General features: G+C 72.5%; 19 protein-coding genes. 7 read left to right on the top strand and 12 right to left on the bottom strand.

Annotated elements, in window-relative coordinates; all coding sequences use genetic code 11:
- Positions 1–20: 20 nt before the first annotated feature.
- From M4J07_RS16025 to M4J07_RS16015, 3 genes are all read right to left on the bottom strand, one after another.
- Positions 21–2,165: a hypothetical protein gene (locus M4J07_RS16025; RefSeq protein ID WP_255972368.1), complete on the bottom strand. Its 2,145-nt coding sequence runs from the start codon at positions 2,163–2,165 to the stop codon at positions 21–23.
- Positions 2,166–2,186: 21 nt separating this feature from the next.
- A complete protein-coding gene (arcA, locus tag M4J07_RS16020) occupies positions 2,187–3,449 on the bottom strand; it encodes an arginine deiminase (RefSeq protein WP_255972366.1) in 1,263 nt (420 codons plus the stop codon).
- Between the two features lie 64 nt (positions 3,450–3,513).
- A complete protein-coding gene (locus M4J07_RS16015; protein WP_255972364.1) occupies positions 3,514–4,971 on the bottom strand; it encodes a basic amino acid/polyamine antiporter in 1,458 nt (485 codons plus the stop codon).
- Between the two features lie 212 nt (positions 4,972–5,183).
- Between M4J07_RS16015 and M4J07_RS16010 the strand changes: the two genes are divergently transcribed.
- Both M4J07_RS16010 and M4J07_RS16005 read left to right on the top strand, forming a co-directional pair.
- Positions 5,184–6,278: a baeRF3 domain-containing protein gene (locus tag M4J07_RS16010; RefSeq protein ID WP_255972362.1), complete on the top strand. Its 1,095-nt coding sequence runs from the start codon at positions 5,184–5,186 to the stop codon at positions 6,276–6,278.
- Positions 6,279–6,314: 36 nt separating this feature from the next.
- The gene (locus tag M4J07_RS16005; RefSeq protein ID WP_255972360.1) at positions 6,315–6,941 is read left to right on the top strand and encodes a hypothetical protein; all 627 of its coding nucleotides are present in this window, start codon (positions 6,315–6,317) and stop codon (positions 6,939–6,941) included.
- A gap of 24 nt (positions 6,942–6,965) precedes the next feature.
- Here M4J07_RS16005 and M4J07_RS16000 read toward each other — a convergent pair whose 3' ends face one another.
- Positions 6,966–7,400, bottom strand: coding sequence for a MarR family winged helix-turn-helix transcriptional regulator (locus tag M4J07_RS16000; RefSeq protein WP_305127777.1), 435 nt, complete (start codon positions 7,398–7,400; stop codon positions 6,966–6,968).
- A gap of 179 nt (positions 7,401–7,579) precedes the next feature.
- Between M4J07_RS16000 and M4J07_RS15995 the strand changes: the two genes are divergently transcribed.
- Positions 7,580–9,034 (top strand): MFS transporter, encoded by a 1,455-nt coding sequence (locus M4J07_RS15995; protein ID WP_255972356.1) that lies wholly within the window; start codon positions 7,580–7,582, stop codon positions 9,032–9,034.
- 64 nt (positions 9,035–9,098) lie between these two features.
- Here M4J07_RS15995 and M4J07_RS15990 read toward each other — a convergent pair whose 3' ends face one another.
- The 3 genes from M4J07_RS15990 to M4J07_RS15980 form a co-directional block, all read right to left on the bottom strand.
- Entirely contained in the window at positions 9,099–9,875 is a 777-nt protein-coding gene (locus M4J07_RS15990; protein WP_255972354.1) for an SDR family NAD(P)-dependent oxidoreductase, read from the bottom strand.
- A gap of 96 nt (positions 9,876–9,971) precedes the next feature.
- A complete protein-coding gene (locus M4J07_RS15985) occupies positions 9,972–10,934 on the bottom strand; it encodes an LLM class flavin-dependent oxidoreductase (RefSeq protein ID WP_255972352.1) in 963 nt (320 codons plus the stop codon).
- Positions 10,931–12,244: an MFS transporter gene (locus M4J07_RS15980; RefSeq protein ID WP_255972350.1), complete on the bottom strand. Its 1,314-nt coding sequence runs from the start codon at positions 12,242–12,244 to the stop codon at positions 10,931–10,933. The genes M4J07_RS15985 and M4J07_RS15980 overlap by 4 nt, the downstream gene beginning before the upstream one ends.
- A gap of 169 nt (positions 12,245–12,413) precedes the next feature.
- On the opposite strand from M4J07_RS15980, the gene M4J07_RS15975 reads away from it, so the two are divergent.
- Positions 12,414–12,980: a TetR/AcrR family transcriptional regulator gene (locus M4J07_RS15975; RefSeq protein WP_255972348.1), complete on the top strand. Its 567-nt coding sequence runs from the start codon at positions 12,414–12,416 to the stop codon at positions 12,978–12,980.
- 27 nt (positions 12,981–13,007) lie between these two features.
- Here the strand turns inward: M4J07_RS15975 and M4J07_RS15970 are convergent, their stop codons facing one another.
- Both M4J07_RS15970 and M4J07_RS15965 read right to left on the bottom strand, forming a co-directional pair.
- Positions 13,008–14,612 carry a VWA domain-containing protein gene (locus M4J07_RS15970; protein WP_255972346.1) on the bottom strand — a complete coding sequence of 535 codons (1,605 nt, stop codon included), beginning with the start codon at positions 14,610–14,612 and terminating at the stop codon, positions 13,008–13,010.
- Positions 14,613–14,617: 5 nt separating this feature from the next.
- Positions 14,618–15,817 (bottom strand): AAA family ATPase, encoded by a 1,200-nt coding sequence (locus M4J07_RS15965; protein ID WP_255972344.1) that lies wholly within the window; start codon positions 15,815–15,817, stop codon positions 14,618–14,620.
- A gap of 151 nt (positions 15,818–15,968) precedes the next feature.
- Here M4J07_RS15965 and M4J07_RS15960 point away from each other — a divergent pair, with 151 nt between their 5' ends.
- Positions 15,969–17,783 (top strand): alkyl/aryl-sulfatase, encoded by a 1,815-nt coding sequence (locus M4J07_RS15960; protein WP_255972342.1) that lies wholly within the window; start codon positions 15,969–15,971, stop codon positions 17,781–17,783.
- A 170-nt stretch (positions 17,784–17,953) separates the two neighbouring features.
- Here the strand turns inward: M4J07_RS15960 and M4J07_RS15955 are convergent, their stop codons facing one another.
- From M4J07_RS15955 to M4J07_RS15945, 3 genes are all read right to left on the bottom strand, one after another.
- Positions 17,954–19,303 carry an MFS transporter gene (locus M4J07_RS15955; RefSeq protein WP_255972340.1) on the bottom strand — a complete coding sequence of 450 codons (1,350 nt, stop codon included), beginning with the start codon at positions 19,301–19,303 and terminating at the stop codon, positions 17,954–17,956.
- A gap of 127 nt (positions 19,304–19,430) precedes the next feature.
- The gene (locus M4J07_RS15950) at positions 19,431–21,086 is read right to left on the bottom strand and encodes an amidohydrolase (protein ID WP_255972338.1); all 1,656 of its coding nucleotides are present in this window, start codon (positions 21,084–21,086) and stop codon (positions 19,431–19,433) included.
- A 172-nt stretch (positions 21,087–21,258) separates the two neighbouring features.
- Positions 21,259–22,218: an Lrp/AsnC family transcriptional regulator gene (locus tag M4J07_RS15945; protein WP_255972336.1), complete on the bottom strand. Its 960-nt coding sequence runs from the start codon at positions 22,216–22,218 to the stop codon at positions 21,259–21,261.
- Positions 22,219–22,326: 108 nt separating this feature from the next.
- Here M4J07_RS15945 and M4J07_RS15940 point away from each other — a divergent pair, with 108 nt between their 5' ends.
- Positions 22,327–23,313 (top strand): C-terminal binding protein, encoded by a 987-nt coding sequence (locus M4J07_RS15940; protein ID WP_255972334.1) that lies wholly within the window; start codon positions 22,327–22,329, stop codon positions 23,311–23,313.
- Positions 23,310–24,095, top strand: a complete 786-nt coding sequence (locus tag M4J07_RS15935) for a class II aldolase/adducin family protein (RefSeq protein WP_255972332.1) — start codon at positions 23,310–23,312, stop codon at positions 24,093–24,095. Before M4J07_RS15940 ends, M4J07_RS15935 begins: the two co-directional genes overlap by 4 nt.
- Positions 24,096–24,956 lie beyond the last annotated feature (861 nt).

Raw genomic sequence — 24,956 nt, 5'->3', positions numbered from 1 at the left:
GCCGGCCGGGGCGGGCGGCGTCAGCGTTCCGCGTTGAGCGCCGCCACGGCGCCCTGCGCGTCGCCGATCGTGGTGTAGTCGACGGCGACGAAGGTGACCGGGCGGCCGCGTTCCCGCTCGCAGCGGTGCGCCCGGTCGAGCAGGAAGCGGCGTGCGTTGACCGTGCCCGCGTCCAGGCGGCTGCCGCCGTCGATGGTGATGAAGTGGTTGAGCAGGAAGAGCCGGTGGTCGTCACCGCCGCGGTGCGGGGCGCAGGTCATCGCGTCGGGGGAGCGGAAGGCGAACGGGGTCTCCATGCCGTAGCGGTAGAAGTTGCGGTACCAGTCGGCGGGCCCGTCGGCCTGTTCGGCGAAGACGACGAGACGCCGGCCGCTGTCCGTCATCTCGCCGAGCGTCGGCCAGGGTTTCGCCGGATCCGGGTCGGGTGTGTGGATCAGATCGGTCAACCCGGCCTCGGCGAAGGCCTGTTCCGTGTCCTGCCCGCTGATCGCGTCCTGGATGATCAGCGTGACGACCTCCGTCGGATGCTCCCGCATCCAGTCGCCGATCTCCCGCAGCGTCGGCACCAGTGCGATCGCCCCGGCCCTGCACACCGAGTGGCACAGCCACAGCCCGTCGCGCGGCGGATTGAACCGGTTGACCGCGTCGGCGACGAACTCCCGCTGCGCGGACGTGAAGTCGGAGTCGGCGAGCCGTGCGGTGATCTCGTCGGGCCGCTCCCACCGGTAGGTGTCGATCTGCAGCGCCCGCACCCCGTCGTCCAGCTGCGCGGTGATCCCGGGGTCCTGGAGCGGCCCGATGAACCGGTCGACCGTCGTCGACATCGCGTTGTGCGACGTCAGGTACGCCACCTCGTCGTACGGCCGGTCGCAGAGGGCCGCGCTGCCCTGGCACACGCGCGGCGCCGCGGGGCTGGCCACCAGCGGCACCACGACCATGCCCGCCACGGCGACCGCGGCGGCCCCCGCCCCGAACCCGACGATCCGACGCGTCGGCAGGGACCGCGGCCGGCGGACCCGCAGGTAGTGCCCGGCCCCGATCAGCAGGGCGCCCGCGACCACCGGGACGAGCGCGGCGAGCAGGGCGGTGCGGGTGATGTGGGCGAAGGCGCCGTGCTGCACGTCGTCGACGAGCCGGGCCAGGCTCGCCGGCCAGGCTGCGGGCGGGTCGACGACGCGCCCGCCGGTGACGCCCCGGACCACGAGCGCGGCGACGGCGACGAGCACCCCGCCCACCACGAGCGGCCGGCCCAGCCGGGTCAGCCGCCGGTCGGGCCGCGCGGAGCCGAGGCACCACAGCGCCACGAGCGACGCCACCAGCAGGACGGCCGCGAGCAGCTCCACGAGGCCGACCCCGACGGCCGTGTAGGGCCGCAGCCGGTGCAGCGCCGCGAGGTCGTTGCCGGACGCCGCCAGCGTGTCGGTGAGGTCCCAGGTGCCGCCGTCCACGACGGCCTGCAACTGCCGCGCCGCGTCCCGGGTCCGGTCCGAGACGGCGGCGGGCGCCACGGCCGCGAGCACGGTGGCCACGTCCCCGTCCGCGAGCGCCGTCCCGATCTCCGGGCGCAGCGCCGCACGCTGCCCGGCGGGCAGGACGCGCAGCACCGCGTCCGTCACCTGCTCGACCTGCTCGGGTGTCAGCGGCAGCGACGGCAGACCGGCCGGGGCCCGCCCCTCCGACACGTCGCGCAGCGCGGCCGAGAGGTCGGCGGTGAACCGGTCGAAGTCGGGTTCGGAGCGGTCCTGGAGCCCGGCCACGAGATCACCGAAGTAGGTGTGCGCCAGGTCGTTGAGGTTGTTGAGGACCGGCCGTACGTCGACGGACAGGTCGAGCGCGTCACGGTCGCCGTTGAGATAACCGACGACCGCCTGGATCTGCTCCCGGGTGAGGGCGCGGACGGTGTCCGGCGGCAGCACCAGCTTGATGTTCGAGGTGATCTGGGCCTCGGGGACGGCGAGTCCGGCGAGCAGCTCACGGGCGACGGGGGCCGCGTCGGGATCGACCAGGACCTCGTTGTAGAGCCGGTCGTACGCGTCCTGTTCGTCGAGCACCGATTCGTGGAAGGCGGGCGAGAGCACGGTGGCGCGGACGGTGGCCGCCGTGACGACGGTCAGCGTCGAGAGCACGGCCACCACGAAGGCCACCACCCACCACAGCCGACGCACTGCGCACCGTCCGTCGCGGGGTCAGAAGGCGACCGGGTCGCGGACGATGGGGCACGTCATGCAGTGGCCGCCGCCGCGCCCCCGGCCCAGTTCGGCGCCGACGATGGTGATGACCTCCACCCCGGCCTTGCGCAGCAGCGTGTTCGTCTGCGTGTTGCGGTCGTACGTGAAGACGACACCTGGCTCCACCGCCACGGCGTTGTTGCCGCTGTCCCACTGCTGGCGCTCGGACTCGTAGACGTCGCCGCCGGTCTCGATGACCCGCAACAGCGGCAGCCCGAGCGCCTTGGCGACGACGTCGACGAACGCGGCCGAGCCCTCGTCGACGATGTCGAGGCCCGGTGCCTTGTCGCTCGGGCGCAGCGAGAACGTGTGCACCGAGTCCATGATCTGCGGGTAGAGCGTCACGACGTCCCGGTCGGCGAAGGTGAACACGGTGTCGAGGTGCATCGCGGAGCGCAGCTTCGGCATCCCGGCGACGACCACGTGCTCGGCCGCGCCCCGCTCGAACAGGGCGGTCGCGACCTGGGTGACGGCCTGCCGCGAGGTGCGCTCGCTCATGCCCATCAGGACGACCCCGTTCCCGACGGGCATGATGTCGCCGCCCTCGAACGAGGCCTGCCCCCAGTCGCGTTCGGGATCGCCCCACCACACGGTCGACCCGACGAAGTCGGGGTGGAATTGGTAGACCGCCTTCATCAGCAGCGTCTCGTCGTGGCGCGCGGGCCAGTACAGCGGATTGAGGGTGACGCCGCCGTACAGCCAGCAGGTGGTGTCCCGGGTGTAGAGGGTGTTCGGCAGTGGCGGCATCAGGTACTCGCGGACTCCGGCGGTCTCCCGCGCGAGCGCCACGTACGGCGAGCGGTGGTCGTCCGGCAGGTCGGTGGTGGCCAGGCCGCCGATCAGGTACTCGGCGAGCTGCCGCGGCTCCAGGGTCTCCAGGAACGCCCGGGTGTCGTCGATGAGGCCGACGCCGACCTGGTTGGCGACGATCTTCCGGTCCAGCAGCCAGGACTTCGCGTCGGGGATCGCCATGGTCTCGGCGAGCAGGTCGTGCAGCTCGACCACCTCGACGCCGCGCCCGCGCAGCTTGTTGACGAAGTCGGCGTGGTCGCGCTGGGCGTTCTCCACCCACATCACGTCGTCGAAGAGCAGGTCGTCCGCGTTGCTCGGGGTGAGCCTGCGGTGTGCGAGCCCCGGTGCGCAGACGAGGACCTTGCGCAGCCGGCCCACCTCGGAGTGGACGCCGTACGCGGCGGAAGCGGGGGTGTCTTGGTCAGTCACGGTGGTGCCTTCCGGGGTGACGCGGGACGGGGGACGACGGGCGGGAGCAGGGCGGGGTCCGGTCTCAGAGGCTGATCCAGCCGAGGACCAGCGCCACGACGCCCAGCACGGCGCCGATGACGGAGACGGCGAGGATGACGAGTTCGCGCCGCGAGAAGAGGCGTCTGCCCTGCTCGCGGCGGGCCATCACGAAGAGCACGGTGGCCGGCGCGTAGAAGACGAACGAGACGAGCACGAACTTCAGCCCGGCGGCGTACAGCAGGAACGCCGTGTACACGGTGGCGAGCGCGGCGAACACGAGGTCGCCGGAGAGCCCTCTGCCGCCGCCGACGGTCCGTTTGTCCGGCCGGACCGCGATCTTCAGGGCGAAGGCCGCGGCCAGCAGGAACGGGATCAGGGTGAGCGCGCTGGTGAGGTCGAGCGCGAAGTTGAACGCGTCGTCCGAGAACATCGTGACGACCAGGACGACCTGGGAGAGGGCCGTCGACATCAGCAGCGCCGGCACGGGCACGTCCGCGGCGGTGGAGCGGGCCAGGAAGCGCGGCATGTCGTCGTCCTTGGCGGCGACGAACAGCACCTCGGCGGCCATCAGGGTCCAGGCCAGATAGGCGCCGAGCACCGACACGATGAGCCCGACGCTGACGAACACCTTGCCCCAGGTACCGACCGCCTCCTCCAGCACCCCGGCCATGGACGGCTGGCGCAGCTCGGCGATCTCGCTCATCGGCAGGATCCCGTACGACACGATCGTGACCGAGGCGAAGACCGCGAAGACGCTGAGGAAACCGAGGATCGTCGCCCGCCCGACGTCCTCGCGGCGCTTGGCGTGCCGGGAGTAGACGCTGGCGCCCTCGACGCCCAGGAAGACGAAGACGGTGGCGAGCATCGTGCCGCGGACCTGGTTGAAGAGGGAGCCCGCGTAGTCGGCGCCGCCCCAGTTCTCCGCGAACACGTGGGGCTTGAGGAAGAACAGGGCCAGCACCACGAAGACCAGGATGGGGACGACCTTGGCGACGGTCACGATCCGGTTGATCGTCGCGGCCTCCTTCACCCCGCGCCGGATGAGCAGGAAGAACCCCCACAGGCCCACCGAGGACAGGGCGACGGCCAGCAGGGTGTCACCGTCGCCGAGCGCCGGGGCGATCGCGCCCACGGTGGACATGATCAGCACCCAGTACGTCACGTTGCCCACGCAGGCGCTGGCCCAGTAGCCGAACGCGGAGAAGAACCCCAGGTACTCGCCGAACCCGGCCTTGGCGTACGCGTAGACACCCGCGTCGAGGTCGGGTCTGCGCAGGGCGAGGCGCTGGAAGACGAAGGCCAGCATGAGCATGCCGGTACCGGCGACCAGCCAGGCGATGAGGGCTCCGGCGACACCGGTCTCGTCCGCGAAGCGCCGCGGCAGCGAGAAGACGCCCGCGCCCACCATCGAGCCCACCACCATCGTGGTGAGCGTGAACAGCGGCAGTTTCGCCGCGGGCGGCGAAGACGGCGTGGCGTCGTGGGCGGTGGCCTGCTCCATGTCGTCCCTCTTCCTCCGGCTCACTGTGGACGCTGTGGGTCCACGGGACGCTCCGGCAACAGTCTTCTACCAACTTGTTAAGTACTGCACCTTTTAGGGGCATCGAGAGGCGTACGCCCGTCTACGTCTCGGATGGCCGGGAAAGGAGAGTTGTGCGCAGCATGGAGGAAGCTGGCCAGAAGCGCCCAGGAACAGGGAAGGGACCTGCAGGCATGCACTCCTCGTTGACCCCGGCCATTCTCAAGGAACTCCGGACCCAGCGCCCCTATCCGGCGGTGTCCCTGGCGATGCCCACGCACCGCACGCGACCGGAGAACGCGCAGGACCCGGTCCGGCTCGACAACCTCGTCCGCGAGGCCGCACGCCAACTGGACGCGGACCCCGGTGTCACGAAGGAACGCCGCGACGACGTGGTCGCCCAGCTGAACGAGGCGGTCGCCGAGACGGACCTCGCGCACGCGAGGGACGGGCTCGTCGTCTTCGCGGCGCCGGGCGAGCACCGGGTGTGGGCCGTGGACCGGGCGGTGCCCGAACGGGTCGTGGTCGCGGACACCTTCCTCACCCGCAACCTCGTCGCGGCCGACGCGGCGCAGAAGCCCTACTGGGTGCTGGCCGTCGCCGCCGACCGGATCGCGCTGTGGAACGGGCGCGGTGAGCGCGTCGTCGAGGAGGAGGGCCACGGATTCCCGTTGACCCGCAGCCTGGAGGACCCGGACGTCGAGCGCAAGGAACGGATCGGCGATGTGCCGAGCACCTTCCGCGACGAACAGGCCCGCCAGTTCTTCCGGGAGGCGGACGCCGCGCTGGCCGCCGTCCTCGCCGCCGAGTCCCGACGGCTCTACGTCACCGGCGAACCGGCCGCCCTGTCCCTGCTCACCGAGAGCGGCTCGGCCGCGCAGGGCGCGGTCCAGGTCCCCTTCGGCGGACTGGCCCACGGCGGCGGCGACGCGGTCGCCAAGGCGGTGGCCCCGGCCCGGGCCGCGGACGGCGAACGCGTGGTGACCGAGGCGCTCGCCGCACTCGACCGGGCCCGCGGCAGCAACACGTACGCCGCCGGTGTGGACGAGGTCTGGCAGAAGGCGTCGGACGGGCGGATCCACCGCCTCGTCGTGGAGGACAACTACCGCGTCACCGTCCGGGCCGGCGAGGGCCACCTGGAACCGGCGGCCGACGACGACCTGGACGCCGTCCACGACATCGTCGACGAGATCGTCGAATCCGCACTGGAGACCGGCGCGGAGGTCGTCTTCGTCCCGGACGGCCAACTGGCGGACGCCGGACACGTGGCCGCCGTGCTGCGCTTCTGACCCTCGCTCCCCACCACGTCAGAGAGGAACCGATCCATGAGCGCAGGCAAGAGGCCAGGGAGGTCCGGCGGCCGGATCGCCCTGGGGGTGTGCGCGGCCGTGGGCGTGCTGGCGCTCGCCGCGTGCAGCACCGACGACTCCGGCAGCGACTCGGGGGCGAGCGTCACGCCGCGCCCGACGGCCCCGAACGCGTCGGACTTCTCCGGGGAGCCGCCGTCCGCGCTGGCGTCGAGCGCCGCGTCGAAGAAGGCCGAGGTCAAGGAGTCGGCGTCGGCCGCGGCCGAGTCGGCGTCCGAACGGGCCCACGACTTCGAGGCGTCGGTCGCCGCCGACGTGGAGCGCAACCGCCAGGAGTTCACCAACGCGCTCAAGGACGTCGACGGCCAGGGCAACGCGATGAGTGACGTCTCCCTGACGGGCAAGCCCCTCGCGCAGACGAACGGGGTGCGCGCCCTGGTCGTGAACATCACCAACAAGACCGACAAGACGGCGTCGTACGCGGTCCAGGTCGACTTCAGCGACTCCGACGGCAAGGTCGTCGAGTCCAAGGTCGTCGGTGCGCGGGAGCTCGAGCCGGGCGAGAAGGCCCAGCCGCTGGCCATCAGCAGCAAGCCGCCGGAGCCGCACCTCACCGCGAAGATCGCGAAGGCGCAGCGGTACTGAGCCGGACGCCCGGGCGGCCCGCGGTCAGTGACGCGCCGCCCGGGGCCGGGGCCACGGCATGCCGTGCAGCCGCTCGATGTCCGAGTTGAAGCGCCGGAGGTGGCCGGCGAACGCCGCGATGTCCTCGTCGGACCAGTCGGCCATGATGCGGTCGAGACTCGCCACCGTGCCGGACCGTTCCTGGTCCAGGCGTCTGGCGCCCTCGTCGGTGATGCGGAACTTGCGGGCCAGGCCGCCGTCCGGATCGGGGATGCGCTCGACGAGGCCGGCGCGCATGGCGGCCGCCGTCTGCCGGTTGAGCGTTGACGTGTCGAGGCCGAACGCGTCGCAGAGCTGCCCGATCGACATCGGGCCCTCCACGCGGATCCGGCTGAGCAGGATGTAGGCGCTGCGGTCGAGGACGCTGTCCGCGCGGCGCCCCTTGCTCTTGTGCAGGTGCAGATAGCGGCTGAGCAGCATCTGCTCGAACTCCACCCGATGTGTGGGCTTGTCCACGTGGTCCCTTCCTCCGGTTCCTCCGCTCCACCATATGTATCAGACACGTAATGTGGTCCATACACACGACATGTACGATGCACAAAGGTGCTGCCGGACAGGCGTGCCCCTTTCCTTTCTCTGTTCCGTGAAGGAGCTCCACCATGGACGGCCCTCAGCCGACCTCCCACTCGAGCGCGGTCGTCGCCACCCTGGCCCTGGCCGGCACGGTCGCGGCGATCATGCAGACCCTGGTGACCCCGCTGATCGCGGAGATGCCGCAGCTGCTGCACACCTCGCCGTCGAACGCGGCCTGGGTCGTCACGGTCACCCTGCTCGTCGCGGGTGTCTGCGTGCCGGTGTCCGGGCGCCTCGGCGACCTCATCGGCAAGCGGCGGATGCTGCTGGTCTGCGCCGTGCCGCTGGTCGTCGGATCGGTCGTCTGCGCCCTGTCGTCGTCCGTCGTCCCGATGATCGTCGGGCGCGGTCTGCAGGGCATGGGCATGGGCATGGTGCCGCTCGGCATCGCGCTGCTGCGGGACGTCGTCCCGGCGGAGAAGCTCAGCGGTTCCATCGCCCTGGTGAGCGCCTCCATGGGCATCGGCGGCGCCATCGGCCTGCCGCTGTCCGCCGCGGTCGCCCAGTACGCCAACTGGCGTGTCCTGTTCTGGGGTTCGGCGGGCCTCGCCCTGGTGATCGGCGCGCTCATCTTCTTCGTCGTGCCGGACGTCCCGGCCGGCGCCAAGGGCCAGCGGTTCGACGGACTCGGCGCGATCGGTCTCGCCATCGGTCTGGTGTCCCTGCTCCTCGCGATCTCCAAGGGAGCCGACTGGGGCTGGGGTTCGGGCACCACGCTCGGCCTGTTCGCCGTCGCCGTCGTGGCGCTGCTGGTGTGGGGCTGGTGGGAGCTGCGCACCCGCGACCCGCTCATCGACCTGCGCACCACGGCCCGCCCGCGCGTCCTGCTGACCAACGCCTCCTCGATCCTCATCGGCGTCGGCATGTACTCCTTCATGCTGATCGCGCCGCAGTTGCTGCAGTTCCCCGAGGCGACCGGCTACGGCCTCGGCCAGTCGATGCTCGCCGCCGGTCTGTACCTGGCGCCCGGCGGCGTGATGATGATGATCGTCTCCCCGCTCGGCGGAAAGCTGATCAACGCCCGCGGCCCCAAGGTCGCCCTGGTCTGCGGCGCGCTGGTGATCTCCGCCGGATACGGTCTCGCGCTGTTCCTGATGGGCTCGGCCTGGGGCCTGATGATCGTCGGCATCGTCATCAACAGCGGTGTGGCGCTCGCCTACGGGGCGATGCCCGCCCTGATCATGAGCGCGGTCCCGCTCTCCGAGACGGCGGCCGCCAACGGCTTCAACGCCCTGATGCGCTCGCTCGGCACCACGATCGGCGCCGCCGTGATCGGTGTCGTCCTGGCCCAGATGACCGTGAACCTCGGCGGCTACACCATCGCGTCCGAGGGCGGTTTCCGCACGGGCCTGGTGATCGGCTCCGCGGTCGCCCTGGTCTCCGCCGCCGTCGCGGCGCTCATCCCCGCGCTGCGGGACGGCGAGGGCGCGGCGGCCGGCGAGCAGCCGGCCACGAGCGACCAGGCTCCGGCCCGCGCCTGAGTCCGCCACCCGGAAGCCGTACGACGGCCCGTGCGCGGTCCCTTCCCGGACCGCGCACGGGCCGTCAGACGCTGTAGCCCCCGTCGACCGCGAGATGCTGCCCGGTGATGAACCCGGCCCGGTCGGACGCCAGGAACGCGACGGCCTCGGCGATGTCCTGGGCGGAGCCGAAGCGGCGCAGGGGGATGTTGCGGCGGGTGACGGCGAGCGCGGCGTCGTCCAGGTCGCCGCTCTCGATCAGCCGGGCCGCGTTCCCGTCGGTGAGCATGCCGGGGCCCACGCAGTTGAACCGCACCCCGTAGCGCCCCTCCTCGGCGGCCAGCGCCCGGACCACCGCCTCGATCGCCCCCTTCGTGCCCGTCGACAGACCGTCGCGCACCGGATAGCGGCGGGTGGCGGCCGTGGTCACCGCGACCGTGTTGCCGCCGTGCTCGCGCAGCGCGCCGAGCGCGGGATGGACGAGCTGGTAGAAGGCCAGCGCGTCGGCCTGCAGCTGCTCCCGGTACCGGGACGGGGTGACCTGGCTCAGATGCGTCATGGGCACGTGCGGACCGGCCGCGTACACCAGCGTGTGCACCCCGCCGAACGCGTCCACCGTCTCCCGCACGGCCGCCGCGCCGTCCTCCTCGACCGTCAGGTCGGCCCGCAGGGCGCGGACGTGCGCCCCCGGTGCCGTCAGCTCGTCGGTGAGGGCCCGCGCGGCACCCTCGTTGGAGCGGTACGTGAAGGTGACCGCCGAGCCGCGCCGGGCCAGGGTGCGGACGATCGCCGCTCCGATGGCCCCGGTTCCGCCCGCGACCAGCGCGGCGCCCTTGCGGTCGGCGAAGTCCTGCTCGGACACGGCAACTCCCTCACGGATGCGGCGACTCACGGACCCCCGTGTGTAGCCGCAACCGCCGAAGAGGTGAAGGGCCGTGCGGCTGCACACCGGGATCCGTCACAGGACCTCGGCCAGCGCTCTCAGCGCGGCCCGGGGGTCGGGGCCGGCCGGGGCGAGGACGGCGCTCGTGACACCCGCGTCGAAGAGGGCCTCGATCTGCGCGCGGACCTGCTCCGCCGTGCCCGCGAGCGCCAGCCGCGCCGCCCACTCGTCCGGGACCGCCCGCGCGAACTCCCGTGCGTCGGCGCTGGTGCGGCGCAGTTCGGCGAGCTCGGCGTGGAAGTCGAGCGGGGCGATGTGCGGCCGCCAGTCGGGGTCGCCGAGCGGTTCGAGGGCCGGGCGGGCGGCGGCGAGGGCGGCGCGCGGGTCGTCGTCGACGGCGGCGATGTTGTAGGCGGCGAGCCGGTGGGGCCGGTGGGCGGCGATGCCGGCGAGGGCCGCGCGTACGTACTCGGGAGTGACCGGCTCGGCGAGCAGCGTGCCGTCGGCGACCTGCCCGGACACGGCGAGCGACTTGGGGCCGCGGACCCCGGCCAGGACGTCGGGGACCTGCTCGGGGAGTGCCGACGCGTCGAGCCGGATCCCGTCGAGCCGGACGTACCGGCCGTCCGTGGTGACGGACTCGCCCGCGAGCAGTGCCCTGAGCGCTCCGACGTACTCGCGCAGCAGCGTCAGCGCACTGGCGGGCCAGGCGCCGACGCCGCGCATCCAGTCGGGCATGCCGTGGCCGACGGCCAGGTCGACGCGGCCGGGGTGCAGCTGGGCCAGCGTCGCCGCCTCCATGGCGGCGAAGGCGACGTTCCTCGCTCCCGCGGGCAGCAGGCCGACGCCGACCCGGATCCGGCGGGTGTGGGCGAGCACGGTGGCGGCCTGGGCGAGTCCGCCGCGGTAGCCGAGGTCCTCGACGACCCACAGCTCCCCGAACCCGTAGGCGTCCGCGTCGCGCGCGTAGGCGACTAGGTCGTTCAGGGGGATGTCGCGGGGGAGGAGGACACCGATGGTGTTGTCCGGTCGGGTCATGTCAGGTCTCCGCTCGTGGTCGGTCGTCGGCCGGCACGGTCCGTGTCGTCCGTCGTGCCCGTGCTGTCGTCGCCGCCGGAGTGGTGGAGTCCCGGCGGGTCGTCGGGGGCCGGTCCGCCGTGACCGGCCGCGGTGCTGCGGGAGCGGGTGTCGGCGGCCGGGGCGAGCAGGACGGCCGAGGCGACGAAGACGAGGACGACGACCATGGCCGAGCGCAGCCCGTAGTGATCGCCGAGGAACCCGAGCGCCGGCGGACCCACCAGGAAGGCGACGTAGCCGATGGTGGCCACCAGGCTGACCCGGGCCGTCTGGTCGGGCCCCGAGTCGCCCGCCGCCGAGAGGGCGACCGGGAAGCCGAGGGAGGCGCCGAGTCCCCAGAACAGCACGGCGATCGCGGCGACGACGGCGCTGTCCGAGAAGATCACCAGGATCAGCCCGACCGCACCGGAGACCGCGCTGGCGCGCACGACGGCGGCCCGGCCGAACCGGTTGAGGAAGAACGTGCCGCAGAACCGCCCCACCGTCATCGCGGCGGCGAAGCCCACGAAGACGAGCGAGCCGAGCGCGGCGTCCAGGCCGTGACCGTCGACCATGAGCAGCGGCAGCCAGTCGTTGGCGGCGCCCTCGGCCAGCGCCATGGCGAGCACGATGGCGCCGATCAGCAGGAGCCGGCCGTCCTTCCACACCGGCGGGCCCGACCGGCGTGCCGCGCCCGGTTCCCCGGCCGCGGCGCTCAGCCCGGTGCCCGCCGGCACCGACCGCAGCCCGTGCACGAGCAGTCCGACGGCGATCACCGCGACCGCGATCAGATGCCAGTGCGCCGGGAACGCGGCCGCGGTCGCCGCCATCCCGACCGCGCCGCCGACGACGGTGCCCAGGCTGAAGCACCCGTGCAGCGTGGGGAGCACCGCGGCGCCGGTGATGCGCTCGACGTCCGCCCCGTCCACGTTCACCGCCACCTCGCCCGCGCCCATGCCCGCGCCGAACACCCACAGTCCCGCGGTGACCAGCGGAGCGGACGGGACGGCGGTGCCGGTCCCGATGACGACCATGCTCGCGACGATCAGCGTGGTGCCGAGCGCGATCACGGGCCGGGTGCCGAACCTCGACACCAGCCGTCCCGAGCACAGGATGCCGCTCATCGAGCCGACGGACAGGCCGAACAGGATCAGCCCCATCTGCCCGGTGGACACGCCCAGTTGATCGCGGATGTCCGGGGTCCTGGTGACCCAGGAGGACATGGCGATGCCGGGCAGGAAGAAGAACAGGTACAGGGCCTGACGGCGGCGGCGCACGGCGCGGTCTGTCACAAGGGGCTCCGCTGGGTCCGGAAGAATGGTCCGGTGGCGGGAGGTCCCGGCACCCACCGAGTATGCACAAATGTACACACCCGATCGGGTGCCGGAGAAGATCGGGCGGACCACCGAAATCGGTCCGCCCGCCCCATCCGGTGCCGAGCAGAGAGAGCGGACAACGGCGATGACCGGCAGCACCCGCGGCCCCAACGACCCCCGGCGGCGCGAACGCATCCTCGACGCGGCCCTCGACGTCATCGCCGAACACGGCGCCATCAAGGTGACCTTCCGCAAGATCGCCGCTGCCGCCGGGGTGCCGCTCGGCTCGCTCACCTACTACTTCGACGACATGCAGCACCTGCTCACCGAGGCGTTCACCCGCCTCGCCGAGTCCGTGTCCACCCGCTACGGTGCCCTGCTGGCGGCGGCCCGTACGCCCGAGGAGGCGCAGGACGCCGTCGTCGAGATCATCTGCGGCAAGGTCTGGGGCACCGACCGCAACCTGCTGCTCAGCTACGAGCTGTACGCCTTCGCCACCCGCCACCCCGAACTCCGTACGGTCATGCGGTCCTGGATGCAGGCCAGCCGCGAGTCGCTGTCCGCCCACTTCGACCCGCTGACGGCACGGGCGCTCGACGCCCTGGTCGAGGGCTTCTCCATCCACAACTCCGTCGATCCCCAGCCCACGGACCGTGCGGGCGTGGCGGCCATCGTCAAGGCGGTGGCGGACGGTTCGGTCCGGCGCGGCTGAGCGGTCGGATCGCGCGGAAGCGGGCGGTCAGATCACGCGGAAGAGGTCGGCTGCCGCGTGCACGTCGGTGAAGTCCTCCACGCAGCGCAGGTTGTCGCACAGCGCGTCGAGGACCGAGCCCCGCTCGGCGGCCGGCGCGGCGCCGACGGCCACGCCGAAGACCCGGAAACCCAGCCGCTGCCGGGCCTGCTGCCAGGCGCGCATCCACTCCTCGGTGACGTCGCACTCGTCGTCGGTGAGCATCACGATGTCTCCGCGGGCACGGGCCTCGTCGTCGAACTCCGCCTCCAGCAGCGCCCGCGCCTCGGTCAGCGGCCGCTGGTAGCTGGTACCGCCGCCGAGGAAGGTCTCCGCGAAGTCGACGACCCGGTCGATGTCCGCGGACTCGCCGGCCGGGAAGCGGAACACCCGGAGCCTGTCCGCGGCGGAGAACAGGATGCCGACGAAGTCACGCCCCGCCTCGCGGGCCTGGTCGAGCAGGGCCAGCGCACACGCCTTGGACCACGCCTCCCGGGTGACACCGCCCGGCCCCTCCGCGTACATCGAGTGCGAGGTGTCGACGCACGCGATGACGGCGCCGCGGCCGGCCGGCCGCTCGCCCCGCGTGTCGTACAGCATCAGTTCCCCGGCGGCGTAGCGCGCGGCGAACACCGCACGCAGCGCGGGCAGTCCGAGGTGGGCCAGTTCGGCGGGGACGACGCGGGCGAGGTCGTCGCCGAGCGTGACACCGACCAGTTCCCCGGACTCGCTCTCCGTCCTGCGGGCGCGTTCGCCCGCGGCCATCCGCCGGAAGCGACCGATGAGCCGTGCCCACTCGGCGAGGCGGCCGGTGCGCAGCCGCTCGGCGAGCCGGGCGCGCCGGTCGAACGGCATCCGCTCCAGCTCGCTGCCCCCGACACCCCAGGCCCGCATCAGGTCGGCCTCCTCGCGCACGGCTCCGGCGGCCTTCGCCACGCCGCTCCGCGCGGCCGCCCGGATCCCGGGCACTGCCACCGAGAGGGCCCGGGCGGCGTCCTCGGCCGCCCGCCGCGCGGCGGACTCGACGGCTTCCGCGGCCGTGATCGCCCGGCGTACGGCATCGGCCGCGGCGGGCGGCACCGTGCCTTCCTCGTCGGCACCGTCGGCGGCCCGCCGGAGCGCGTCGCCCACCGCGGCCGCCGCCCGTTCGGCGTCCCGCCGCGCCGCCCCGGCCCGCTCGGCCCGCGCCCCGGCCTCCTCGGCGCGCTCCAGGATCCGGCGCAGCGCGGCGCTCTGGGCGAGCACGGCCAGCGCGGCGGCATACGGGTCACCGGCCGTCTCACGGCGCAGCGCGGTGAACTCAGGCGACTGCGTGAGCGCGGTGACGGCCTCGTGGTGGGGCAGCCGGGACGGGTCCATCTCCGCAGATGCGCGCAGCCGGGGAACGGCCAGGTACGCGGCGAGGAACGCGTCCGCGAGGAGGTCGGCGGCGTGGGCGTGGCGGGCGCTCAACTCCTCGGCGAGCTCGCGCAGTCCGGCCGCCTGCTCGTACGTGTCGCGCCAGGTGAGACGGTCGACGTGGTCCGCGACCACGGCCGTCGTGTGCCGTCCGGTTCCGGCAGCCCGGACCAGCCAGGTCGCGGCCGCGCCCGCCGGTTCGCCGGGCGGGTCCACGGCGTTCAGAGCTGCGCCTGTACCGTCGACGCGTCCACGCCCAGGGCCTCGGTGAGCACCCGGGCGCGCACGGCGCGCTGCCGCCCGGTGACCCGGTCGATGGTCGCGGTGGACCGCCCGGCGTCCGCCGCCTCCGCGCGCAGCTGCTCTAGCCGCTTGCCCGCCATGGCCAACTGGTGGTGCGCCTTCCTGATCACCCAGTCGCTCAGCGCCTCCCGGGACTGTCCCGCCATCGCGTCGAGCTGGACCGCCAACTCCTCGATGCTGTCGCCCAGTTCGAGTGCTTCCTTGGCATCGGGATTGACCAGGTGCAGCACCTCGCGCTCCACGGTGGGCCGGTCCGCGGGGGAGTCCCACAGCACGTGCGTCAGCACCGAGAGGTCCCGCTCGCCGACCGCCGCCCGGCCGTCCAGGTACGCGGACGCCTGGAGCAGCCGCACGGCCTGCCGCCAGCGCCGGTCGGAGGCGACGAGCTCCTTGCGGCGCAGGGCCGCCCGCAGCGCGCACACCGCGTCCACGATCGCGTCGGGCACGTCCACGGCCGGGACGTCCTCGGCGACGGCGTGCTGCAGCGCGGCCAGGCCGACCGTGGTCCGGGCCGGTGCGGCCGGCCGGTTGACGGCGGAGCGGACCAGGGCCGCGAAGTTCGTGGGGTCCTCCAGATAGCCGACCTCGATCCGGACCAGGAGCCGGTCGTAGATCGCGGCGGTGTCCTCCCCGCCGGGCAGTTCGTTGCTCGCCGTGATGGCCCCGATCAGCGGGCAGCGCACCGGTTCGCCGCCGTTCTCCGGGTGGTAGATCCGCTCGTTGAGATAGCCGAGCGTCTCGTTCAGCGCCGCCGTGGAGCACTTGAAGATCTCGTCGACGAACGCGATGTGCGCCGTCGTCGCCCGGCCGTCGTAGACCTGCCGGTACTCGCCCCTGGCCAGCGCGGCGACGTCGATCGGCCCGAACATCCGGGTCGGCGCGGTGAACTTCGACAGCAGGATCTCCCAGTACGAGGCGCCCACCACCCGGCCCGTGAGCTCCCGGGCCAGCTCGGACTTGGCCGTCCCCGGCGGCCCGAGGAGCAGCGAGTGCTGCCCCGCCAGCAGCGTCACCACCAGCGTCCGCACCACGTCGGCCCGCTCGTAGAACCGGTCCGCGAGCTCGTCGCAGACGGCCCGCAGCCGCCCGGCCGTGTCCTGCGCCTCCGGCCCGCCCATGCACAACTCCCGCCCCCGCGCCCGTTCGGGCACCCCGGACAACATAGCGCGGGCGGCCGTCCGGGATTCACTCGTACGGCCCCAGCCCGATGGCTCCTCGGACAGGCCGGCACCAGGCTGAGGCGCAGCCACCCGGACGCAGGAGGACCCCGTGACCACGACCGACCTTCCGGTGGACGACGGCACCGACGCGCAGGACGCCGACCGGGGATTCGTCGCCGCGCTGGAACCAGGGGTCGTCAAGAACGCGGACGGGGCCACCGTCTGGAACAGCGACGCCTACGCCTACCTCATGGAGCAGTCCGAGCCGGCCGACACCGTGCACCCGAGCCTGTGGCGGCAGGCCGCGCTCTGCGCCCGCCAGGGCCTGTACGAGGTGACCGACGGCCTCTACCAGGTGCGCGGACTCGACCTGTCCAACATGTCGCTGATCGAGGGCGAGCGGGGCGTGATCGTCGTCGACCCGCTGGTCTCCGCCGAGGTCGCCGCCGCGGCGCTCGGCCTGTACCGCGCGCACCGCGGCGACCGGCCGGTCACCGCCGTGATCTACACCCATCCGCACGTCGACCACTTCGGCGGCGTGCGCGGCGTGATCAGCCCCGACTCGGACGTCCCCGTGGTGGCCCCCGAGCACTTCATGGAACACGCCGTCTCCGAGAACGTGTACGCGGGCACGGCGATGATCCGGCGCGGCATGTACTTCGGCGCGGCCGGCACGCCGTTCGGCCCCACGGGACAGGTCAACATGGGCCTGGGCATGGCCACGTCGACCGGTGCCGTCGGGCTGATCCCGCCCAATCTGACCATCACGAAGACCGGTCAGGAAGAAGTCCTGGACGGCGTCCGCTTCGTCTTCCAGATGACACCGGGCACCGAGGCCCCCGCGGAGATGAACTTCTACCTCCCCGAGCGGCGCGCCCTGTGCATGGCCGAGAACTCCTGCCACACCCTCCACAACCTGCTCACCCTGCGCGGCGCCCAGATCCGCGACGCCCGGATGTGGTCCCGCTACCTCAACGAGGCCATCGAGCTGTACGGGCACGAGACCGACGTCGTCTACGCCTCGCACCACTGGCCGACCTGGGGCACCGACCGCATCGTCCGCTTCCTCTCCGAGCAGCGCGACATGTACGGCTACCTGCACGACCAGACGCTGCGCATGATGAACACCGGACTGACCGGCATCGAGATCGCCGAGGAGATCCGGCTGCCGCCCGAGCTGGCGAAGGCCTGGCACGTCCGCGGCTACTACGGCTCCGTGTCGCACGGCGTGAAGGCCGTCTACCAGCGGTACATGGGCTGGTTCGACGGCAACCCGGCCCACCTGTGGCAGCACCCGCCGCAGGCGCAGGGCGAGCGGTACGTGCGGGCGCTCGGCGGCCCCGACCGGGCCGTCGAGACCGCCCGCACCTTCGCCGACGAGGGCGACCTGCGGTTCGCCGCGGAACTGGCCTCGCACGTCGTCTTCGGCGCGCCGGACCACGCGGGCGCCAAGGAACTCCTCGCCGACGTCCTGACCCGGCTCGGGTACGGCGCCGAGTGCTCGACCTGGCGCAACTTCTTCCTCGAAGGCGCCCACGAACTGCGCGACGGCGTACCGAAGACGGCGATCGCGCTCGCCGCGAGCCTGGCCTCCGCGCTCTCCGTCACCCAGGCCTTCGACTCGCTCGCCATCCGCGTCAACGGGCCGCGCGCCTGGGGCGTGCGCCTGACCATCCTGTGGAACGTGATCGACCTGGGCGAGACGTACCGGATGGAGCTCTCCAACGGGGCGCTCATCCACTACCCGGACCCCCGGGACACCAGCGCCGACCTGACCCTGACGCTCACCAAGGTCCAGTTGATCGGACTGCTCGCCGGCCACGGCCTCGACGGCATCGGACAGGAGGGCGACGCCGCCGTCCTGGCGCTGCTCCTGGGCACGCTCGACGAACCCGACCCCAACTTCCCGATCGTGACGCCCTGAACCCCTGACGTCCCGGCCTCGACAGGCGAGCGTGCCGCCGGCGAGCCCCGTCGCCATCCGTCGTCATCCGTCGTCATCGTCGCGGAGCAGGACGACAGCGACGAGCGTCGCGGTGCTGAGCGCCCGGGCCCGCCGCCCCTGACGGAGACGGCGGGCTCGGCCGGAAGCGCTCAGGCGTGCGCGGTCACCGGCCGGGCCGGGGCGGCCGGGGCCTTGGCGGCGACCCGGCGTGCGCCGTAGGTGCGCAGCCGCAGCGTGCACCAGATGCCGACCGCGGAGACCACCATCAGCGCGACGGCGGGTGGCCAGTACGCGCCGCCGGCCAGCGCGGACAGCCACACGGCGGCGACCGGGGCGAAGCCCGCGAAGACCAGGTTGCAGACCTGGTACGACAGCGAGATGCCGGTGTAGCGGACGTGCGGGTCGAAACCGTCGGCGAGGATCGCCGCCATCGGCCCGTACAGCGCGGACATCACGAACCGCATGGCGAGCATCATCAGATAGATCCCGGCGACGCTGCCCGTGCCCAGGACCATGAACTGCGGGATCGAGAGCAGCACCACGCCCGCGAGCCCGCCGACCACGACGCGGTGCGCGCCCACCTTGTCGCCGAGCAGCGACAGGAACGGGGTGACGACGAGCTCCAGGAACGCCGCGAGCGAGAGCCCGTTGAGCAGCATCGACTCGGACAGGTGCTGGTCCTCGGTGCCGTACGAGAGGAGGTAGCTGGTCACCACGTAGTACCCGCCGGTGGCCGTGGCCAGGGAGAAGACGCCCACCAGGACCGTCTTCCAGTCCTTGCGCAGCACCTCCGCCACGGGCAGCCTGCCGACCCCGCCCTTCTCCTGCCGGGTGTGGACCTCGTCCATCACCGGGGAGTCCTCCAGCTTGGTGCGCACCACCAGACCGATGACGACGAGGACGGCGGAGGCCAGGAACGGCACGCGCCAGCCCCACGAGTCGAACGCTGCGTCGCCGAAGAGGTTCATCAGGCTGAACATGCCGGTGGAGAGCAACGCGCCAACGGACGAGCCGAGTTGGGCGAACGAGCCGAAGAACGTCGCCTTGCCCTTCGGCGCGTTCTCGACGGCGATGAGCACCGCGCCGCCCCACTCGCCGCCGATCGCGATGCCCTGGACGAGCCGGAGCACGATGAGCAGGATCGGGGAGAGCACGCCGACCTGGTCGTAGGTGGGCAGCAGACCGATCGCGAACGACGCGACGCCCATCATCAGCAGGGTGATGACGAGGGTCTTCTTGCGGCCGACCCGGTCACCGATGTGACCGAAGACGATGCCGCCGAGCGGGCGCAGCAGGAAGCCGACCGCGAAGGTGGCGAAGGAGGAGATCGTCTTCAGGGCCGTCGGCATGTCGGCGGGGAAGAAGACGTCGTTGAAGACGATCGCCGCCGCGGTGGCGAAGGCATAGAAGTCGTACCACTCGATGGAGGTTCCGGACAGAGCGGCGAAGGCCGTTCTGAACGGGCTCTGCGGCGAGCGGGTGGGCGTGCGGTCCGGCACGGGGGCCTCCGGCGGAAGGAGTGCGGTCGGGGACGGGAACTGCTCGGGCGTGGGGAGTGGCGTCGGCGTGGAGCCGGGCCCGGCGGCCGGGCCACGGACGGGATCGTCCGGCCGCCGGGGGAGTGGGTCAGCGACCCGGTGCGGCCCAGGCGCGACTGCCGCCGACCCAGGTCTCGCGTACGCGGATGCCGGTGAGGTCGTCGGCGGACACGGTCAGCGGATCGGCGTCCAGGACGGTGAAGTCCGCGAGCATGCCCGGCGCGAGGGCGCCGACCGCGTGCTCGCGGTGCAGGGCGCGCGCGGCGGCGCCGGTGTGCGCGTGCAGACCGGCCTCGACGGGCAGGCGCAGCGCCTCGTCGCCGAGGACGGTGCCGAGCACGGTGCGGCGGGTCGCGGCGGCGGCCACGGCCTCCAGCGGGGCGGGCGGGGCGACCGGGGCGTCCGAGGAGAAGACGACCGGGACGCCGGCGGCCGGGCACAGGCCCGCCGGGTTGTAGCGGTGGCCGAGGTCGCCTACGGCGGTCAGCGTGCCGTCGCCGGTGCGCAGGTGGTGCTGCGGCTGCATGACGGGGACGACCCCGAGACTCCCCATCCGTCCGATCTGCTCGTCGGTGGGCAGCCCGCAGTGCTCGATGCGGTGCCGCATGTCGTCGCGCGGCCGGTCGGCCTGCGCCTTCTCGATCGCGTCGAGCACCATGCCGATGGCGTACGGCGACTGGGCGTGGGTCGCGGTCTGCAGACCGGCGGCGTGGGCGCGGCGCACGATGTCCGCGTACTCCTCGACCGAGTGGTAAAGCTGCCCGTGGTGGCAGCAGTCGGCGGCGTAACCCTCCGGGAAGTACGCGGTCCAGCCGCCGAGCGTGCCGTCGGCGTAGAACTTCACGCCCTGGACGCGGAACAGGTCGTCGCCGAAGCCGCGCACCGCGCCGAGTTCGAGGGCCGTGTCGAGCAGCGCCGAGGTGAGGTAGGCGCTGACGCGCATGCGCAGGGAGCCGTCGGTGCGGGCGCGCAGGTACGTCTCCATCTCGCGGCGCGAGACCTGGGCGTCGCCGATCGTCGTGACACCGGCGGCGAGGAACACCTCCTGGGCGCGCAGCAGGTGGTCGTTCATGATCGCGTCGGGCTCGGAGAGGTGGAAGTTCGGGCCGTGGTTGCCGATCTTCACGCCGGCCGGTCCTGTGAGCAGGTCGCAGGCCGCGTCCCACAGCTGTCCGTCGGGCTCGCCGTTCGCGAAGTGCCCGATGCTGCCGCCCTCGGGGGACGGGGTGCCCGCGGTGATGCGGCAGGCGCGCAGCGTGTGGGAGTTGACGACGCCGCCGTGCCCGGAGGCGTTCATGACGTAGACCTCGCGGTCCTCGGCGACGCGGTCCAGGTCGTGGCAGCTGGGGTGGCGGCCCTCGGCCAGGCGGCGGTGCTCGTAGCCGAAGCCGCGCACCGGGACGCCGGCGGGCAGGTCGCGGGCGGCCTCGCGGAGCACCTCGATCAGGGTGTCGATGTCCGGCACGTGCTCGGGGCGCAGATCGACCCAGGCGAGGGCCTGGCCGTACATCACCGGGTGGCAGTGCGCGTCGACGAAACCGGGGTGGACCAGGCCGCCGTCCAGGGCGAGTTCCTCGTCGGCGCGGCCGCCGAGCGCGGCGCGGGCGTCCTGGGCGGTGCCCACGTGGACGATGCGGTCGCCGCGCACGGCCAGCGCCTCGGTGCGGACCGGGGTGCCCGCGGCGGCGACGGCGGCGCCGGTGACGAGCAGGGTGCGCTCGGGGGACTCGGGGTGTCGGGGCATGGCAGGCCTGCTTTCGACCAAAGACGTTCAGGGGGAAGTGCCGACAGACGATTCGGCTTGCTGAACCATAGAGAGCGAACGACTGATTGACCAGAGGGGGCGGTCAAGTAGTTTTGTAAAGTTGAATCGCTCTTTTGATTCCGGATCGACTGTCGGGACCCTGGTTCTCCCGTCAGGCCGTTCTGGGACCGAGGTCGTACCGCTCCTTGACCAGCTCCAGGTGCAGCCAGCTCTCCACCTCGCGCACCGCCGTCAGTTCGCGCATCTCCTCCAGCGTCGTGCGCACCGCGGCGAACGACTCCGCGGTGATCGTCCCGACCAGCTCCGCGCGGCCCAGACAGGTCGACAGGAACGTCACGCGCTCGAACCGGGCGACCCGTTCGGCCACCGGCGCCGCCGCGCCGTCGACCCGCAGGCTGAAGCCGCACAGATAGCCCATACCCAGGACGTCGGGGCGCACCAGGGCGACCACCTTCGCCACCCCGCCCTCCAGCAGGCGCAGGGTGCGGGAGCGGGTGGCGCCGGCCGACAGGCCGACGCGTGCGGCGAGTTCGGCGAACGGCAGCCGGCCGTCCTCCTCCAGCTCGGCGAGGATCCGGTCGTCCGTGGGGTCCTGGAGGGCGACGGCCGGCTCGCCGCCCAGCAGGTAGGGGTCCTTCACGTGGCGGGTCGCGATCAGCGGATCCACCCGCCGCACGCCCTTGAGGGCCCGGATGTGCTCGATGGTCCGCTCCAGCTCGGCGGCGTCGGCCGTGCGCAGCTCTGCCATGATCGAGCGCCGGCCGCTGGTCAGTGTCACGAAGGGGGCCTGCGGGAGTGTGGCGATCTCCCGTGCGACCGGGGCCGAGGCGCCGTCCGTGTCGATCGCGAGGTGCGCCGACGCGGTCAGTCCGCGCACCGCCGGGTGCACGATGGCCACCACCCGCACCGCGCCCGTCTCCTGCAGCCGCTGCACCCGCATCCGGGTGGCCGGCCGGGACAGACCCACCTGCTGCGCCAGCGTCTCGTAGGTCAGCCGGCCGTCCGTCTGCAGGCTCCGCACGATCGCCAGGTCGGTCTCGTCGAGATCCACGTGCCGGTCTCCTCCGTCGTCCAGGGCGCGGCCGCGGGTCCGGCCGGTCTCCGGGCTCATTCTTACGTGCCGATGGTGCAGCCGTCTCGGCGGCTCTGGACAGATCGAGCGAAGGAAACGTAAGTTTCAGTTCTGTCTAACGATCGAATCATCGCTGGAGTGTGGTGCGTGAGTACACCCGTTGCCGTCATCACCGACACGGAGGAGCTCGACCCCGAGCCCGCGGTGCGGCTGCTGTCCGACGCGGGCTTCGAGGTCCGGGTCGTCGGCAGCCGCGCCCCGGAGGCGATCGCCGCCGCCGCGCACGACGCCGACGCGCTGATCGTCGGCTACGCGCGGATCGACGCCGCGCTGCTCGACCGGCTTCCCCGGGTGCGGATGCTGGCCACCATGTCCGCGGGGTACGACATGATCGACACCGCCGAGGCGGCCCGCCGCGGCCTGTGGGTGTCGAACCTGCCGCACTCGGCCACCGAGGACGTCGCCGTGCACGCCCTCGCCCAACTGCTCGCGCTCACCCGGCGGCTGCCGCAGGCCGACGCCGTGGTCCGTGGCGGTGGCTGGAACACCGACTTCACCGAAGTGCCGCGCCGCGCGAGCGAGTTGACCCTCGGTCTGCTGGGCATGGGCCGCATCGCCCGCACCCTCGCCCGGCTGGCCGCCCCCGTCTTCGGCCGCGTCGTCGCCCACGACCCGCGCGCCGCCGACTGGCCCGACGGCGTCGAACGGGTCGACCTCGACACCCTCGTCGCCACCGCCGACGCGCTCTCCCTGCACGTCCCCTCGACCCCGCTGACCCGGGGCATGATCGACGGACCGCTGCTGGCCCGGATGCGCCCCGGCAGCCTCCTCGTCAACGTCTCCCGCGGCGACCTCGTGGACCCCGGCGCCCTGCTCGCCGCGCTCGACGGCGGACAGCTCGCGGGTGCCGCCCTGGACGTCTTCCCCGTGGAGCCGCCCGCCGCCGACGACCGGCTGCGCAGCCACCCGCGCCTGCTGCTCTCGCCGCACAGCGCCTTCCTCACCGACGCCTCGCTGCGCGCCTACGTCACCGAACCCGCGCGCAACGTCATCGCCTGGTGGACCACCGGCCGCCCGCACACCCCGGTCGTCGTCCCCGACACCACGGCCGCCACCGAAGGAGCCCTCGCGTGACCGACGCCCTCACCACCCCCGACGCACCGGCCGACCCGGCGGCGGAGGAACTGCGCCTGCGCCGCGAACTGGCCGCCGTCTACCGGCTGGTCGCGCACTTCCGGATGACCGACCTGATCTTCACGCACATCTCGCAGCGGCTGCCGGGGCCCGACAACCACTTCCTCATCAACCCCTACGGGCTCCTCTTCGAGGAGATCACCGCTTCGAACCTGGTCAAGATCGACCTGGCCGGCAACCCGGTCGAGCCGACTCCGCACCCGGTCAACCCGGCCGGCTTCGTGATCCACAGCGCGATCCACAAGGCCCGCCACGACGCCCACTGCGTGCTGCACACCCACACCAAGGCGGGCTGCGCCGTCGCCGCCCAGCAGGGCGGCCTGCTGCCGGTCAACCAGATGTCGATGGAGTTCCACGACCGCGTCGGCTACCACGACTACGAAGGTGTCGCCCTCAACCTCGACGAGCAGGAGCGCCTCGTCGCCGACCTCGGCGGCCACCCCGCGCTGATCCTGCGCAACCACGGTCTGCTCACCGTCGGCGACAGCGCCAAGCAGGCGTTCCTGCGCATGTACTACCTGGAGAAGGCCTGCGAGATCCAGGTGACCGCCCAGGCGGGCGGCACCCCGCTGGTCCTGCCGTCGGCGCAGGTCGCCGAGTACACCGCGCGGCAGCTCACCGGCGAGGCGTCGTCCGACTTCGAGGACCACGACGCGTACGACCTCGCCTGGGCCGCGCTGCTGCGGCTCGTCGAGCGCACCGCGCCCGACTACAAGGACTGACCCCGGGTCCGCGGAGGGCGGAGGCCGCCCCGAGGCGTGTCAGGGGCGGGCCGGGCGCGGGGCGCACATGTCCTGAACTCCCTTGTGCTTCCCGTGTGTTGCTCATGGCGGCGACTGTCGGCCGTGTCCGGTTCGGTGCGTGCGGCAGCCGTGTCCTCCACCGGCACGCCCGCCCCGGTCGTCGAGGCCCCGTCCGGCCTGCGCGGCTGCCGCCCCGCCGGCCCGGTCGGCCCCCCGCGAGAAGCGCGTTGAGGTCCTGCCGTCGTCCGGACGCCGTCGCGCACGGCGTTCGGGTGGCCGAACTCCGCCTCCACTTTCCGGCCACGTCCGCCCCGCCCCCGAACGGACCGGCGCGGCGAGCGGATCCGGCCATGTGCGAAGCCGTTCCGTTTTGTTGCCCGGAATCAACATCCGCTTCAGTCAACGGACTTGAGGCGAATGTGATGGACGCGGTGGCTCCATGGGCGCGTTGAAGAACCAGAAAATCCGCGTCATCACAGGTCACACGGCATGCCATGGCCGTCACGGCACCCGCTGGCGCCACCCGTCCGCGGAACCGGCTTCAAATCTTGAGCACAAATTACACACATCCCTCTCTCCAGGCGGGTTCCGATGGTCTAGATTGACCGTGCTTCGCATGCTGGGACACGAAGTGACAAATGATGATCTATAAGTCCGGAGCCACAGATATGCAGCAGGAGTGTCTGCGGCGCCAGGCGTAAGGGGGACCAACTCTGGTACGTCCAGGGTGACTTCGGGTGCGGGGAGCATTCGGGTCACGAGGGGTACCGGAGCACCTCGGACGTCCGGTAGGACGTGCGGCTCCGCCCGGACCAGGGCGAGTCGCGCACGCAGGGCAGC

It is taken from the genome of Streptomyces longispororuber (assembly GCF_024448165.1).
Lineage (GTDB): Bacteria > Actinomycetota > Actinomycetes > Streptomycetales > Streptomycetaceae > Streptomyces > Streptomyces longispororuber_A.
This window is presented reverse-complemented; position numbering and strand designations above follow the sequence as displayed.

What these genes read in the sequence shown, in the direction of transcription:
- M4J07_RS16015 (WP_255972364.1), bottom strand. Translation starts at nt 4,971, where the DNA reads ATGGAGCAGGCCACCGCCCACGACGCCACGCCGTCTTCGCCGCCCGCG.
- M4J07_RS16010 (WP_255972362.1), top strand. Translation starts at nt 5,184, where the DNA reads ATGCACTCCTCGTTGACCCCGGCCATTCTCAAGGAACTCCGGACCCAG.
- M4J07_RS16005 (WP_255972360.1), top strand. Translation starts at nt 6,315, where the DNA reads ATGAGCGCAGGCAAGAGGCCAGGGAGGTCCGGCGGCCGGATCGCCCTG.
- M4J07_RS16000 (WP_305127777.1), bottom strand. Translation starts at nt 7,400, where the DNA reads ATGCTGCTCAGCCGCTATCTGCACCTGCACAAGAGCAAGGGGCGCCGC.
- M4J07_RS15995 (WP_255972356.1), top strand. Translation starts at nt 7,580, where the DNA reads ATGGACGGCCCTCAGCCGACCTCCCACTCGAGCGCGGTCGTCGCCACC.
- M4J07_RS15985 (WP_255972352.1), bottom strand. Translation starts at nt 10,934, where the DNA reads ATGACCCGACCGGACAACACCATCGGTGTCCTCCTCCCCCGCGACATC.
- M4J07_RS15975 (WP_255972348.1), top strand. Translation starts at nt 12,414, where the DNA reads ATGACCGGCAGCACCCGCGGCCCCAACGACCCCCGGCGGCGCGAACGC.
- M4J07_RS15965 (WP_255972344.1), bottom strand. Translation starts at nt 15,817, where the DNA reads ATGGGCGGGCCGGAGGCGCAGGACACGGCCGGGCGGCTGCGGGCCGTC.
- M4J07_RS15950 (WP_255972338.1), bottom strand. Translation starts at nt 21,086, where the DNA reads ATGCCCCGACACCCCGAGTCCCCCGAGCGCACCCTGCTCGTCACCGGC.
- M4J07_RS15945 (WP_255972336.1), bottom strand. Translation starts at nt 22,218, where the DNA reads ATGAGCCCGGAGACCGGCCGGACCCGCGGCCGCGCCCTGGACGACGGA.